The organism is Streptomyces wuyuanensis (genome assembly GCF_900103455.1).
In the GTDB taxonomy this organism is placed as follows: Bacteria; Actinomycetota; Actinomycetes; order Streptomycetales; family Streptomycetaceae; genus Streptomyces; species Streptomyces wuyuanensis.
In genome coordinates this window covers 57,676-71,952 of the sequence record NZ_FNHI01000021.1, presented here as the reverse complement: position 1 = coordinate 71,952, position 14,277 = coordinate 57,676, and the positions used below count along the sequence as shown (strand labels likewise).

Annotated in this window: 13 protein-coding genes and 1 pseudogene; 8 read left to right on the top strand and 6 right to left on the bottom strand. The window is 73.7% G+C overall.

The features are described 5' to 3' along the window. Positions 1-23 precede the first annotated feature (23 nt). Positions 24-455 (bottom strand): annotated as a pseudogene (locus tag BLT82_RS27055) (response regulator); the annotation flags it as partial. A 399-nt stretch (positions 456-854) separates the two neighbouring features. Between BLT82_RS27055 and BLT82_RS27050 the strand changes: the two are divergent. The 3 genes from BLT82_RS27050 to BLT82_RS27040 all read left to right on the top strand — a co-directional run bounded on the left by BLT82_RS27050 (position 855) and on the right by BLT82_RS27040 (position 3,914). Next, on the top strand, positions 855-1,709 hold the full coding sequence (locus tag BLT82_RS27050; RefSeq protein WP_093659407.1) for a MaoC/PaaZ C-terminal domain-containing protein: 855 nt from the start codon (positions 855-857) through the stop codon (positions 1,707-1,709). Between the two features lie 176 nt (positions 1,710-1,885). After that, a complete protein-coding gene (locus BLT82_RS27045; protein ID WP_093659405.1) occupies positions 1,886-2,962 on the top strand; it encodes a Zn-dependent alcohol dehydrogenase in 1,077 nt (358 codons plus the stop codon). 10 nt (positions 2,963-2,972) lie between these two features. Further along, entirely contained in the window at positions 2,973-3,914 is a 942-nt protein-coding gene (locus BLT82_RS27040) for a 3-oxoacyl-ACP reductase (protein WP_093659403.1), read from the top strand. 286 nt (positions 3,915-4,200) lie between these two features. Here BLT82_RS27040 and BLT82_RS37315 read toward each other — a convergent pair whose 3' ends face one another. Beyond that, positions 4,201-4,371 (bottom strand): hypothetical protein, encoded by a 171-nt coding sequence (locus BLT82_RS37315; protein WP_167746101.1) that lies wholly within the window; start codon positions 4,369-4,371, stop codon positions 4,201-4,203. Between the two features lie 104 nt (positions 4,372-4,475). After that, complete coding sequence (locus BLT82_RS27035) at positions 4,476-5,630, bottom strand: hypothetical protein (RefSeq protein WP_208868047.1); 1,155 nt, start codon at positions 5,628-5,630, stop codon at positions 4,476-4,478. Between the two features lie 234 nt (positions 5,631-5,864). Here BLT82_RS27035 and BLT82_RS27030 point away from each other — a divergent pair, with 234 nt between their 5' ends. The 4 genes from BLT82_RS27030 to BLT82_RS27015 are packed head-to-tail and all read left to right on the top strand — an operon-like array spanning position 5,865 to position 9,783. Next, a complete protein-coding gene (locus tag BLT82_RS27030; RefSeq protein WP_093659399.1) occupies positions 5,865-6,896 on the top strand; it encodes an ABC transporter substrate-binding protein in 1,032 nt (343 codons plus the stop codon). A 57-nt stretch (positions 6,897-6,953) separates the two neighbouring features. Next, complete coding sequence (locus BLT82_RS27025; RefSeq protein WP_093659397.1) at positions 6,954-7,769, top strand: Nif3-like dinuclear metal center hexameric protein; 816 nt, start codon at positions 6,954-6,956, stop codon at positions 7,767-7,769. After that, on the top strand, positions 7,766-8,509 hold the full coding sequence (locus tag BLT82_RS27020; protein ID WP_208868055.1) for a zinc ribbon domain-containing protein: 744 nt from the start codon (positions 7,766-7,768) through the stop codon (positions 8,507-8,509). The genes BLT82_RS27025 and BLT82_RS27020 overlap by 4 nt, the downstream gene beginning before the upstream one ends. Further along, positions 8,509-9,783, top strand: coding sequence for a bifunctional RNase H/acid phosphatase (locus tag BLT82_RS27015; RefSeq protein WP_093659395.1), 1,275 nt, complete (start codon positions 8,509-8,511; stop codon positions 9,781-9,783). The genes BLT82_RS27020 and BLT82_RS27015 overlap by 1 nt, the downstream gene beginning before the upstream one ends. A gap of 397 nt (positions 9,784-10,180) precedes the next feature. On the opposite strand, the gene eda is transcribed toward BLT82_RS27015, so the two are convergent. Both eda and yaaA read right to left on the bottom strand, forming a co-directional pair. After that, positions 10,181-10,807: a bifunctional 4-hydroxy-2-oxoglutarate aldolase/2-dehydro-3-deoxy-phosphogluconate aldolase gene (gene eda / locus BLT82_RS27010; RefSeq protein ID WP_093659393.1), complete on the bottom strand. Its 627-nt coding sequence runs from the start codon at positions 10,805-10,807 to the stop codon at positions 10,181-10,183. Positions 10,808-10,877: 70 nt separating this feature from the next. Further along, positions 10,878-11,678: a peroxide stress protein YaaA gene (yaaA, locus tag BLT82_RS27005; protein WP_093659391.1), complete on the bottom strand. Its 801-nt coding sequence runs from the start codon at positions 11,676-11,678 to the stop codon at positions 10,878-10,880. Between the two features lie 232 nt (positions 11,679-11,910). Here yaaA and BLT82_RS27000 point away from each other — a divergent pair, with 232 nt between their 5' ends. Further along, positions 11,911-13,353 (top strand): RNB domain-containing ribonuclease, encoded by a 1,443-nt coding sequence (locus BLT82_RS27000; protein WP_093659389.1) that lies wholly within the window; start codon positions 11,911-11,913, stop codon positions 13,351-13,353. Here the strand turns inward: BLT82_RS27000 and BLT82_RS26995 are convergent. Further along, positions 13,304-14,134, bottom strand: a complete 831-nt coding sequence (locus tag BLT82_RS26995; RefSeq protein ID WP_093659387.1) for a hypothetical protein — start codon at positions 14,132-14,134, stop codon at positions 13,304-13,306. The two genes, BLT82_RS27000 and BLT82_RS26995, sit on opposite strands and share 50 nt — an antisense overlap. Positions 14,135-14,277 lie beyond the last annotated feature (143 nt).

The following is a 14,277-nucleotide window of genomic DNA, read 5'->3' as shown; positions in this document are numbered from 1 at the left end:
CCCGGCGCGCCTGAGGCTCATGTCGCTCCCGACTCGGCCGCCGCCAGTGCCGGGTCGACGACCGTCTCCCCGCGCAGCACCCGGCGGATCGAGTCGGCCAGTTCCGCCACCGGCGCGTCCTTGACGACGAACCCCGCCGCCCCGGCCTCCAGCGCGCGCCGCAGGGCGCCGGGCCTCGCGAACGTCGTCATGACCAGCACCCGGCAGCCCGGCACCTCGTCCCGGAGGAGCGCTGCCGCGTCCAGCCCGCTGAGACCGGGCAGTTCGACGTCCAGCACGGCGACGTCCGGCCGGGTGACGAGCGCCGAGTCGACGACGGCATCGCCCGCGGCCACCTGCGCGACGACGTCCATGTCCTCTTCCATCCCGAGCAGCATCGCGAGCGGGCCGCTCATCCCCTGGTCCTCCGCGAGCAGAACCCGGACGGACTTGCCGGACCGTCGATCGTGGGGCATTTCGTCCATCACATCAGGATATGGCCGAAGTGCCTGCCGAGCGCCGGGTGTGTGCGTTCGGGTCGGGGTGGATGCGGGTGGATGCGGGTGGCGCTCCGGAAGGGCCTCGTGGAGGCGTCGCCGTGCGGGCGCTCGCCGGGGTCGCCCTCGGGCCCCTGGGCGGCGTCCCCGCCGGCTCCGGAGGGCTCCCGGACACACCGATCTGACGTTGCGTCAGTAGCCTTCACAAGTGATGGGGGGTGCGTTATACATAGGGGCCAACCGGCCTAGAACGCGTTCTAGAACAGGCTCGTGGAAGCGGCCGGCCCCGTACGGCCTCGGTGCGGCCGACGGTGCGGACGGCCGCACCGAGGTCTTCCACTCCCTCCGGGAGCCAAGGAACCAAGGAGCAGCATCCACATGCCCATCGATGCCGCCAAGGCGATCGCCGCGGAGCCCCGCAGCGCCGAGATCAGCTGGGACCACAAGGACATCCAGCTCTACCACCTCGGTCTCGGCGCCGGCATACCGGCAACCGATCCCGACGAACTGCGCTACACCCTCGAGTCCCGGCTGCACGTGCTGCCCAGCTTCGCCACCGTCGCCGGAGCGGGAATGGGCGTGGTCGGCGGGCTCTCCGCCCCGGGCATCGACGTCGACCTCGCCGCCGTGCTGCACGGCGGCCAGTCGATCACCCTCCACCGCCCCATCCCCGTCGGGGGCCGGGCCACCAGCACCTCCCGCGTCGCCGCCGTCTACGACAAGGGCAAGGCCGCGGTCCTCGTGCTGCGTTCCGAAGCGGCGGACGAGGACGGGCCCCTGTGGACGAGCGACGCTCAGATCTTCGTGCGCGGGGAGGGCGGCTTCGGCGGCGAACGCGGCCCCTCCGTCGGCACCGGGCAGCCGGACCGTGAACCCGACCGGACCGTCGAACGGCCCGTACGCGAGGACCAGGCCCTGCTCTACCGGCTCTCCGGTGACTGGAACCCGCTGCACGCCGACCCGGAGTTCGCGAAGCTCGCGGGCTTCGACCGGCCCATCCTGCACGGCCTGTGCACGTACGGCATGACGCTCAAGGCGATCGTCGACACGCTCCTCGGCGGGGACGTCACCCGCGTCCGCTCGTACTCCACCCGCTTCGCGGGAGTGGTGTTCCCCGGCGAGACCCTGCGCATCCGCATGTGGGGCGGCGAGGGCCGCGTCCAGGCGACGGTGACGGCCGTGGAGCGGGACGACGCACCGGTGCTCGCGGACACCGTCGTCGACCACACCTGACGCACGCGCACCCCGGCCGCCTGAACAGCGAGGTCCGATCCCGAGGTCTCCGACCCCCCAGCCCGATTCCGAGGCCCCGATCACGAGGCCCCGATCACCAGTCCGAACCCGAAGCCCGGACCCGCAGCCCGATCCCGAGGCCCGAACCGAAGCCCGACTCCCGAAGGGGGCGCACCATGCGCGCTGCCGTACTGCACGAGATCGGCCAGGACAAGCTCGACGTCCTCGACGACGTCGAGGCGGTGGGCTTCGGCCCCGGCAAGGTGAGGATCCGGGTCAGGGCGACCGGGCTGTGCCATTCGGACGTCTCCGCGATGAGCGGTGTGCTGCCGCAGCCGGCGCCGTTCATCCCCGGCCACGAGGGCGCCGGGGAGGTGCTCGACGTCGGTGACGGCGTGACCGCCGTCAAGCCGGGCGACCGGGTGCTGATGTGCTGGCTGCCCGCCTGCGGGAGCTGCCCGGCCTGCCGGCGCGGTCAGACGCAGCTCTGTCTCGCCGGATTCATGAACGCCGGGACGCCCAACTTCAGGCGCCCCGGCGGCGACGTCTTCGGCTTCGCAGGGACCGGCACCTTCGTGGAGGAGGTCGTCGTCGACGCCGGCTGCGCCGTGCAGATCCCCGACGACGTCCCGTACGAGATCGCGGCGCTCATCGGCTGCGGCGTCACCACCGGGCTCGGCGCGGCCATCAACACCGCCAGGGTGGAGGCCGGTTCGTCGGTCGCCGTGATCGGCTGCGGCGGCGTCGGCATCTCCACGATCCAGGGCGCCCGGGTGCAGGGAGCGGCCCAGATCGTCGCCGTCGACCCGGTGGCCTCACGGCGCGAGGCGGCGCTGGCCTTCGGCGCCACCGAGGCCGTCTCGCCGGACGCGCTCACCGACGCCAAGCAGCGGATCACCGGCGGCGAGGGCTTCGACTGCGTCTTCGAGGTCGTCGGCAAGTCGGCCACCGCGAGGACGGCGTACGAGACGACCCGGCGCGGCGGGACCCTGTGCATCGTCGGCGCCGGGGCGATGGACGACTTCCTCCAGCTCAACATGTTCGAGCTGTTCTTCGACGAGAAGCGGATCCTGCCGTCGATGTACGGCGGCGGCGATGTACTCCGCTCCTACGAACGGGCCATCGCGCTCTGGCGCGCCGGCCGGATCGACCTGGAATCGCTCATCACCCACCGGGTGCAGCTCGCGGAGATCAACGAGGCCCTGAACCAGATGCGTACGGGCGAGGCGCTGCGCACCTGCATCGAGATCTGAGGGGAACCCGATGCCACTCCCACTCCAGGGCCTGTCCGCGGTCGTCACGGGTGCGGGCCGCGGCCTCGGCCGGGCCGAGGCTCTCGAACTCGCCCGGCTCGGCGCGGCGGTCGTCGTCAATGACTACGGGCAGCCGGGGCGAGACGGATCGGGCGAGGCGTCCACCGCGCCCGCCGAGCGGGTCGCGGAGGAGATCCGGGCGGCGGGCGGCCGGGCGGTCGCCCACACCGGCGACGTCTCGGACTTCGAGGCGGCTCGCGGCCTCGTCGCGCTGGCCACCGACACGTACGGCAAGCTCGACGTCCTCGTGAACAACGCGGGCATCCTGCGGGACCGGATGGTCTTCTCGATGAGCGAGGACGAGTGGGACTCGGTGATCCGGGTCCACCTCAAGGGCCACTTCAACACCACCCACTTCGCCTCGGCGCACTGGCGCGAACGCTCCAAGGCGTCGGGCGGCCCGGTCTACGGCCGGGTCGTCAACACCTCCTCCGAGGCGTTCCTCGCGGGCTCCGCCGGTCAGCCCAACTACGCCGCGGCCAAGGGCGGCATCGTCGGCCTGACCACCTCGACGGCGCTGGCGCTGCGGAAGTACGGGGTCACCGCGAACGCGATCTGCCCCCGGGCCCGTACGCGCATGACCGAGGACGTCTTCGCGGGATTCGGCGAACCGGCGCACGGCGAACTCGACCCGCTCGCCCCGGAACACGTCGCCCCGCTCGTCGGCTATCTGGCGTCGCCGGCCGCGTCCCGTATCACGGGACAGCTCCTCGTCGTCCACGGCGGCATGGTCGCGGTCGTCGACCGCCCGAGGGTCGCGGCGCAGTTCGACTCGGCCAAGGAGACCTTCTCGTACGAGGAGTTGGACGGGGTCCTCGGCCCGTACTACGCGGACCGGGCGCCGGACGAGACCTTCGCCGCCACGGAGGTGCTGTCGCTGAAGCGGGCGTAGCCACCTGGCCGACCCCGGCCGCGCGCGCAGGCCGCGCGGACAGGCCTGGCTCGAACCGGCCGCGTGCAGGCCGACCATGCCGAGCCCAGCGCGACCCGGCCCAGCCCGGCGCGGACACGCCTGGCCCCGGCCCAGCGCGACCCGTCCCAGCCCGGCGGCCGGCCCGCCGGCCGCGCCGGTGTGCCGCCCCGGCCCTACGCGGGCAGGCCCGACGCGGACGTGCGGGAGGGCCGCCACGGAGCTCCCGTGGCGGCCCTCCCGCACCCGATGGCGCCTCGCGGCGCTGCTACGCCGCCTCGCCCTTCGTCGGGCGGCGGTGCCGGCCGTGTGCCGCAGACGTCGTGTCCTCCGAAGCAGCGGCACCGCCCCGGTGCTTGCCGGAGCCGACGGCCTCGGCCTGGTTCGCGGCCGCTCCCTGCGGACGCGCCTGGGTCGTGTCGGTTCGGGCCTCAGACATGTGGGAAATTCACCCCGTTGTTCCATCGCCAATGTGGTGTCACCGGGGGAGCCGTCACCGTCGGCATCCGTACGGTGCGGCTGCGTAGCCCCCGGCCGCAGAGTCTAACCGCGTGCCGCACGCACCGTGAGAGGCGCCTGCTGCAACGGCACGGGTCTGCACATGGCAGGACTTCCCGCACCGCCGTACGGTTCCCCACCTGCGCATTCCGGTTGTGCCGGTTCTGTGGCAGGCCCGGGCGGAAGGGGGTCCGCGGGAGGCTCCAACCGGGCCACCGCGCACGCCACCGCCGGCGTCGTGCACGGCAGTTGAAGCACCCCCTCCCGGGTCCACTGCCCCGATCCCGCCAGCCACCCTTCGGGGGCGGGGAGTTGGTGCAGGCGGCGCCCGGCCGGCCGCCAGACCCCGACCCATGTGCCGGCCGCCGCGTCGATCCGCAGCGCCACCGCGCAGCTCTCCGGTATCAGCACCCGCCCCGGCTGGATCGCGAAGGGCGTCACCGCCGCGTCGGGCAGCCTCAGGCACTCCGGGAACCGCGCGGGCTGCAGGCTCCCGAGCACCCCCCAGCCCAGCCGGTCGTGGCCCGCCGCGTCCGAGCGGATCATCAGCAGCCCGCTCTCCGCGTCGGCGAGCAGCAGCCGGTCGTTGCTCTCGTCCGTGATCTGCAGCAGCGGGGCCACCTCGCCGCCCCGCTCCAGATCGACCACCACCGCCTTGGTGATCCCGTCCAGTTCGCGGTCCAGCGCCAGCATCCGGCCCGTGCGGTCCAGCCACACCCCGCCCGAACAGCGGCCGGGCACCTCCGCCACCCGCTCGGGCCCGAACGCCCCGCCCGCCACCAGCCACACGGCGGTCGAGCTCCCGCCCGGCGCCAGCGCATAGGCGCAGGTGCCGTCCGGCGGCGGCGGCAGCAGCCGCAGCTCCGCCGACTCCACGGAACCCAGGGGCAGTTCGCCCGTGCCCGGGCCCGTCGGATAGAGCAGGGAGAACGAGCGGAGCCCCGCGACCCGCCGGTGGACCAGCACCCGGCCGTCGTCCAGCGGGACCAGTTCCGTGTCGGGCTCCTCGGGCTGGCCGAGCGGCAGCGGCACCGCGTACGGCTCGGGACCGTCGAGCGTCCACCGCTCGGCGAAGAGGGCGTCCCCCTCGCCTGCGAGCCGCGCAGCGTAGCTGCCGCCCGCGCCGACCGTGAGCGCCGCCCGCGGGGCGGGCCGTACGGCCTCGTGCTCCGCTGCTTCCTCGATGGCACACGCTGTCATCGGATGGTCACCTCCGGCCACCGAAGCTAGTTTTCGCACTTCCAGCCGAACACTGCGAGTCGGCCCACTTCACACATAAGGGTGGCCGAATCCGTATTTGCCTGAGGGAGGGGTGGCCGTTGTGCTCCAGGGGGCGGGGGCTAAGGTAAGGCGGACCTAAGTCGGACTGTCCCAGTCCGCTTGTGTCCCCTTCTCGTAGTTCTCGTGTCCCTCTCCGAAACCGCAGGAGCACCGATGTCCCCACGCCGCCGCGGCACCGTCGCCGCCGTCTCCCTCGCCGCCGCGCTCACCCTCGCGGCCTGCGGAAGCGGCGGGGACGGCGCCGGGAAGACCAAGGCCGACGACAGCGGCAAGAAGTCCGTCGCGCAGGGCGGCAAGGACTTCGGGGACGCCGCGGCGAAGACCGCGGCGATGGGCACGGACGCGAACGCCGGCGAGTTCCCGCGCACGCTCACCCACGCCATGGGCACCACCGAACTGAAGGCCGCCCCCAAGCGCGTTGTCGTCCTCGACGTCGGTGAGCTTGACAACGTTGTTTCCCTCGGCGTCGAGCCTGTCGGCTACGCCCCGGCCGAGGGCGACGACGGCATCCCCTCGTACCTGAAGAAGGACGCCGGAAGCCCCAGGAGCGTCGGCACCATCAACAACCTCAACCTCGAGGCCATCGCGCAGCTCAAGCCCGATCTGATCCTCGGCAGCCGGCTCCGCGCCGCCGACAAGTACAAGGAGCTCTCGCAGATCGCTCCGACCGTCTTCTCCATCCGCCCCGGCTTCACGTGGAAGGAGAACTACCTCCTCAACGCGGCCGCCCTGGACCGCACGGCGGCCGCCGAGGCCAAGCTCGACGCGTACGAGAAGAACGCCGTACGTCTCGGGACCGACATCGGCGCGGACAAGCCGACCGTCTCGATGGTCCGCTACATGCCGGACCGGATCCGCCTGTACGCCAAGGCCTCCTTCATCGGCACGATCCTCGACGACGCCGGTCTGCCGCGGCCCGCGAACCAGCAGATCGAGGACCTGGCCACGGAGATCAGTCCGGAGAAGATCGACGAGGCCGACGCCGACTGGATCTTCACCGGCGTCTACGGCGACCCGGCCAAGACCAAGCGCGACACCGCCCGGTCCAACCCGCTCTGGAAGAACCTGAAGGCGGTCGGGAGCGGCCGGGCCAAGGACGTCCCGGACGAGACCTGGTACCTCGGCCTCGGGGTCACCGCCGCCGAGGAGGTCCTCGCCGACCTCAGGGGCCACCTGGTCGAGTAGGTCCCGGGCCACCCGGCGCCGGACGGCGGGGCACGGAGGGCAGGTAGCCTTGCCTCCGTGCCCCGTCTGTCTGAAGTCATCGCCGAGCTCGACGCCCTCTGGCCCCCCGAGCGGGCCGAGGAATGGGACGCCGTCGGCACGGTCTGCGGTGAGCCCGACGCCGAGGTCACCCGCGTCCTGTTCGCCGTCGATCCCGTCCTGGAGATCGCCGAGGAGGCCGTCGCACTCGGCGCGGACCTGATCGTCACCCACCACCCGCTCTATCTGCGCGGGACCACGACCGTCGCCGCCTCCCACTTCAAGGGGCGGGTCGTCCACACCCTCATCAAGCACGACGTCGCCCTGCACGTCGCGCACACCAACGCCGACACCGCCGATCCCGGTGTCTCCGACGCCCTCGCCGGCGCCCTCGACCTCCGCGTCACCGGCCCGCTCGTGCCCGAGAACGGCCTGGGCCGGATCTGCGAACTCGACCGCCCCGAGACGCTGCGCGAGTTCGCGGCCCGCGCCGCGGCGCGACTGCCGGCCACCGCGCAGGGCATCCGGGTCGCCGGAGACCCCGAGGCGACCGTCCGCCGGGTCGCCGTCAGCGGCGGATCCGGCGACAGCCTCTTCGGTGCCGCCCGCGCCGCCGGCGTCGACGCGTTCCTCACCGCGGACCTGCGGCACCACCCGGTGTCCGAGGCCGTGCAGCAGACACCGCTCGGTCTGGTCGACGCCGCCCACTGGGCCACCGAATGGCCCTGGTGCGAGCAGGCCGCCGCCCAGCTCGACGAGATCTCCGACCGTCACGGCTGGAACCTGCGGGTCCATGTCTCGAAGACGGTCACCGACCCCTGGTCCTCCCACCACACCTCTGGAGCCCCCAACTGAACGCCGCGCCCGCCGACCAGATCCGACTCCTCGACGTCCAGGCCCTGGACGTGCGTTTGTCGCAGCTCGCGCACAAGCGCAGGTCGCTGCCCGAGCACGCCGAACTGGAGTCGCTGAACAAGGACCTCACGCAGCTGCGCGACCTGCTCGTCGCCGCGCAGACGGAGGAGAGCGACTGCGCCCGCGAGCAGACCAAGGCCGAGCAGGACGTCGACCAGGTCCGCCAGCGCTCCGTGCGGGACCAGCAGCGCCTCGACTCCGGCGCCATCACCTCCCCGAAGGACCTCGAGAACCTCCAGAGGGAGATCGCCTCGCTCGCCAAGCGCCAGGGCGACCTGGAGGACGTCGTCCTCGAGGTCATGGAGCGCCGCGAGTCCGCACAGGAACGCGTAGCCGAACTGACCGAGCGCGTCTCCTCCGTCGAGGCGAAGGTCGACGACGCGACGGCCCGCCGGGACGCGGCGTACGAGGAGCTCGACGGCGAGTCCGCGTCGGTCGGCAAGGAGCGCGAGGTCGTCTCCGGCTCCGTGCCCGCGGATCTGATGAAGCTGTACGAGAAGCTCCGCGAGCAGCAGGGCGGCGTGGGCGCCGCCCGGCTGTACCAGCGCCGTTGCGAGGGCTGCCACATCGAGCTCAACATCACCGAGCTGAACGACGTCCGCGCGGCCGCCCCGGACACGGTCGTGCGCTGCGAGAACTGCCGCCGCATCCTCGTCCGCACGTCGGAGTCCGGTCTCTGATGCGCGAGCTGGTCGTCGAGGCCGACGGGGGTTCGCGGGGCAACCCCGGGCCGGCGGGGTACGGGGCGGTCGTCCTCGACCCGGCAAGCGGGGAACCGCTCCTGGAACGGGCCGAGTACATCGGCGTCGCCACGAACAACGTCGCCGAGTACCGGGGCCTGATCGCGGGTCTGAAGGCGGCGAGGGAACTCGACCCCGACGCGCGGGTCCGCGTCCGCATGGACTCCAAGCTCGTCGTGGAGCAGATGTCGGGCCGCTGGAAGATCAAGCACCCGGACATGAAGCCGCTCGCGGCTGAGGCGGCGCGGGTCTTCCCGCTCGGGCAGGTCACGTACGAGTGGATCCCGCGCGAGCGCAACAAGCACGCGGACCGGCTGGCAAACGAGGCCATGGACGCGGGGAAGCGCGGCGGGCAGTGGGAGCCGTCGGCGTCCTCGGCGGCGCTGTCGACCTCCGCCGAGGACGTCCGGGCCGCCCGGGTCGTCGGCGACGCGGCGGCCGGTGCGGCGAAGGCGCGGGCGGCACTGGCGTCCGGCACCGGGAACGCGGGCCTGTCCGAGGCGGGCGGTTCCCGTACGCCGGACGGTGCGGCGGCCGCACAGGCGACGCTGCCCAAGACCACCGAGGTGGAGGGCGCCGGATGGGGCCCGGACCTCGGGCCGCCGGCGACGTTCGTCCTGCTGCGGCACGGTGAGACCGCGCTGACCCCGGAGAAGCGATTCTCCGGCAGCGGCGACCACGAACTGTCCGAGGTCGGCCGGCGCCAGGCCGAGGCCGTGGCGGCGGCTCTGGCGGCGCGCGGCACGATCCAGGCGATCGTCTCCTCGCCGCTCAAGCGCTGCCGGCAGACCGCAGAGGCGGTCGCGGCCCGCGTCGGGCTCGACGTACGGATCGACGACGGGCTGCGCGAGACGGACTTCGGCGCCTGGGAGGGCCTGACGTTCGCCGAGGTCCGGGAGCGTTACGGCGACGACCTCGACGCCTGGCTCGCGTCCCCGAAGGCGGAACCCACGGGCGGCGGCGAGAGCTTCGCGACGGTGGCGCGGCGGGTCGCGGCGACGCGGGACCGGCTGGTGCGGGAGTACCAGGGGCGCACGGTGCTCGTCGTCACGCACGTCACCCCGATCAAGACCCTGGTCCGGCTGGCCATCGGCGCGCCCCCGGAGTCCCTGTTCCGCATGGAGCTCTCGGCGGCGTCGGTGTCGGCGGTGGCGTACTACGCGGACGGCAACGCGTCGCTGCGGCTGCTGAACGACACGGGCCACTTGCGCTGATCGGTCGCCGCGCGGCCGCAGGCGGGGACCTCAGCCCTTCCCGCCGGGCCGCGCAGGGCGCGGCGGCACACGCGCGGCGCGCAGGGGCCGTCCGCAGGGTCCGTGGAACACGTCGCGGCGCGCCGGGCGCGTGATCGGACGCCCGAGCATGAGGTGAGGCCCCGGACGCGCCGCGCTCACGCTCGCGACCCGCGCCCGCCCCGCGCGACCCGGGCCCGCCCGACGTCGGCAAGCGCGGCGGAAGCCCCTCGTGGCGGGATGGCCGCGCGGCGCGAAGACCCGCGGCGCGAACTCGCGATGCACGTCCGACCGCGCCGGCGGAACGCCGGGGCGATCACGCCCCCGCGACCGCCGCGTACCGAAACGCCTGCGTGCCGAGCCCGCCCGCGCCGGCCGGTCACGCCCCCGGCGTACGCAGCGCCGACGCCTCGCGGGCCAGGGTCTCGACGCGGTGCCAGTCACGTGTGGCGACCGCGTCCGGCGGCAGCATCCACGTACCCCCGACGCAGCCCACGTTGGGCAGCGTCAGGTACGAGCCGGCGGACGCGCGCGTGATGCCGCCCGTGGGGCAGAAGCGGGCCTGGGGGAGCGGGCCCGCGAGGGACGTGAGGTAGGGCGTGCCGCCGGAGGCCTCCGCGGGGAAGAACTTCATCTCGTGCACGCCGCGCTCCAGCAGCCCCACGACCTCCGACGCCGTCGACACGCCCGGCAGGAACGGCACTCCCGACGACGCCATCGCGTCCAGAAGCGCGTCCGTCCAGCCGGGGCTGACCAGGAAGCGCGCCCCGGCCGCGGCCGCGTCGGCCACGGCCCCCGGCGTGATGACCGTGCCCGCGCCGACGACCGCCCCCGGCACCTCCTCCGCGATCGCGCGGATCGCGTCGAGCGCGGCCGGGGTCCGCAGCGTCACCTCGATCGCGGGCAGTCCGCCCGCCACGAGCGCACGGGCGAGCGGTACGGCGTCGGCGGCGTCGTCCAGGACGACGACAGGGACGACGGGGGCCAGGTCGAGCACGGAGGTCATGCCGTCATCCTGCCCGCGCCCAACGCCCCGTGCAACGAGCGTTGCACTCAGTGCAATGCGCCCCGACTCGTCAGTGGATCTCGGTCACCACCACGTCGAGCGCCCACGGCTTCCCGGGCCTTCCCGGGGCCTCCGCCTCGACCGCGTACCCGAGGTCGCGCAGCGCCTCCACCAGCTCGCCCGGCCCCTTCGGCACGGCGCCGGCCTCCAGCAGGCTGCGGACGATCCGGCCCTTGGTCGCCTTGTTGAAGTGGGAGACCACGGAACGCTTCTCGACCCCGTCGACGATCTGCGAGTGCAGCACCCGCACGGTCGCCGTCCGGCCCGCGACCTCGCCCTTCGGACGCCAGGCCGCCGCGTACGCCGACGACCGCAGGTCCAGGACCAGCCCGTCCCCGGCCGCCTCGGGCAGCGCGGACGCCATCGGCGCCCGCCAGTGCGCGCCCAGCGCCCCGAGTCCGGGCAGCTTCACGCCCACCGAGCAGCGGTACGAGGGGATCCGGTCGTCGACGCGGACCGCACCCCAGAGCCCGGAGAACACCAGCAGCGACTTCCGGGCCCGCCGGCGCGCGGCGGCGTCGAGGGTGGCCAGTCCGAGCGCGTCGTACAGCACACCCGTGTAGATCTCGCCGGCCGGGCGTGCCCCGGCGGTGCGCAGCCCCGCGTTCTTCGCCACCTCGTCGCGCAGGCCCTCGCTGAGCCCGAGGACGTCACGGGCCTTCTCCTCGTCCCCCAGGCACAGCTCGACGAGCTCGTCGAGCACCTGCGTGCGCGCCGCGGCCAGAGCCGGGAGCGACAGCGCCTCCGGCTTGAGCGGCGCCCCGCGCCCCGAAGTGGCCTTGCCCTCGGACGGCGGCAACAGCACGAGCACGGCGTTTCTCCTCTGCGTACGTACGGAAATGGGGGTGCGGCCCCGCGTCGCCAGCGTAGTCGGCCGCAACGACCCGCCGCCCGGGCCGATCCGGCGGCACCTGGGCGTGGGCCCGCCCCCGCCCGGGCCCGCGGCAGGCGGCCCGGTGGGCAGGCGGGCAGTCGGGACCCGGGGCGCGGGGCCGGGCAGCGCCCCGGTCGCACCCCCGTCGCCGCCGCCATACGCTCGGCACATGCCACGCCGTCGTATGCATGTGACCTGCGCGGCCGACGACCCGCTGCTGGCCTGCCTGTGCGCGCTGCGCCTCCGGCTCGGCGTGCCCGTGAGGTTCCCCGTCAAGGTGCTGGTCGAGGCGGAACGGACGGCACGCGACCCGCGGCTGCCGGAACGGGACGAGACGGACGTCCCGTTCTTCACCGTCGACCCGCCGGCCGCCGCCGACCTGGACCAGGCGATGCATCTCGAACGGCGGCCGGGCGGCGGCTACCGGGTGCGCTACGCCATCGCCGACATGGCCGCGTTCGTACCGCCGGGCGGCGCTGTCGACGCCGAGGCGCACCGGCGGACGCAGACGCTGTACTTCCCGGACGAGAAGGTGCCGCTGCACCCGCCGGTGCTCTCCGAGGGTGCGGCGAGTCTGCTGCCCGGGCAGACCGCGCCCGCGCTGCTGTGGACCATCGACCTGGACGCGGACGGCCGGACCGTCGCCACCGGCGTACGGCGGGCCCTGGTCCGCAGCTGCGCCAAGCTGGACTACGCAGGGGTACAGCGGCAGATCGACTCGGGCGCGGCGGAGGAGCCGGTGGCCCTGCTCAAGGAGATCGGGCTGCTGCGCGAGGAGCTGGAAGTGGAGCGGGGCGGGATCTCGCTCAACCTGCCCGAGCAGGAGATCGTCGCCCAGGACCACTCGTACGCACTGGAGTTCCGCGCCCCGTACCCCGTGGAGCGCTGGAACGCCCAGATCTCCCTGCTCACCGGCATGGCAGCGGCCGGGCTGATGGTGACCGCGGGGACCGGCATCCTGCGGACCCTGCCGACCGCGCCGGGCGGAGCCGTCGCCCGGCTGCGCAGGACGGCCCGGGCCCTGCGCATCCCCTGGCCGCACCATGTCCCCTACGCCCGGGTCGTCCGGTCGCTCGACCCGTCGAACCGCCGCCACGCCGCGTTCCTCCAGGAGTGCACGACGCTGCTGCGCGGCGCGGGCTACAGCGCGTTCAGCGGCGGACACCTGCCCGACCCGTCCGTGCACGCCGCCGTCGCCGACGTGTACACGCACTGCACCGCACCGCTGCGCAGACTCGTCGACCGCTACACGGGCGAGCTGTGCCTGGCCGCCGTGGAGGGCCGGGAGCCCCCGGAATGGGTACGGGAGTCCCTGGACGTCGTACCGAAGGAGATGGCCGAGGGGACGCGTCGCGCGAACAACGTCGAGCGCCAGAGCGTCGACACCGTCGAGGCGGCGCTGCTGACGGGCCGGATCGGCGATGTCTTCGACGGGTTCGTGGTCGACGTGCGGGAGCGCGAACCGGACGTCGGCACGGTCCAGTTGGACGAGCCCGCGGTCGTCGCCCCGGTCGACGGCGACGGGTCGGAACTCCCGCTCGGCGAGGCACTGCGGGTACGGCTCACGCTGGCCGACCCGGGGGCGGCGAAAGTGCGGTTCGCGCCCGCGTGACCGCCCGCAGCATCGAACGGGCGTCATCGGCGTGGCAGCGCACGGTGTGCACCTCGCGCGTCCCGCCCAGCAGTCCCACCGACACGACGGGTTCCGTCAGCGCGAGGGTGAGCGAAGTCTGCGAACCGACGGGCAGGTTGAGCACGCCGTCCTCCTTCTTGTCGTGCGTGAACATCAACTCGTAGGAGGCGGACGCGATCCGCTCCAGCGGGATCCGCACATCGACGTGGGCGGCCTGGCGCAGCCGCAGCACGTCCTCTGACAGCGTGTGCGGCCGGGTCACGGACGCCGCGTGCAGACCGACGACGAAGAGGACGGTGTAGACGTCGAGGACCAGCACCACGGCGTGCAGCACCGGCCAGGGACCGAGCAGGTACGACATCCCGACGGTCTCGACGACGCAGACGAAGCCGAAGCCGAAGAGGAGCGCGGCCTGGTCACGGGCGTGCCCGAAGACCTGGTCGCCCGGCCCGACCCCGGCGCGTCGCCGGGCCGCCCAGAGCAACAGGCTCCACATGAGCCGCAGTTCGTGCCCGGCCAGCCGGAGCACCGGCTCCGGCACCAGTTCGCCGACTGCCTCGCGCGGTGTCAGCCCCTCCCCGCGCCACAGCCTGAGGAACACGGCGGCCTCGGCCAGCAGCAGGAGCAGGACGGCCGCCTCGGCGGCGGCCATCACCGGCGCGGGCGGCCGGAGCCCCGCCATCAGACAGACCACGAGCGCCAGTTCAGCGGGCAGGACGAGCCAGGCGACGCCTCTGAGCAGGCGCTTCACCCGCGTCACCGGGCCCGCTCCGCGACCAGGCGCAGCGCGCGGCGTACGGCCTCGGCCTGGGCCGGCGGGAACTCGGCGAAGAAGGCGTCCATGAACGTGCTCCCGCCCCCGCCGGCCGGTGCGCCGAACGTGCTCCCGCCCCCGCCGGCCGG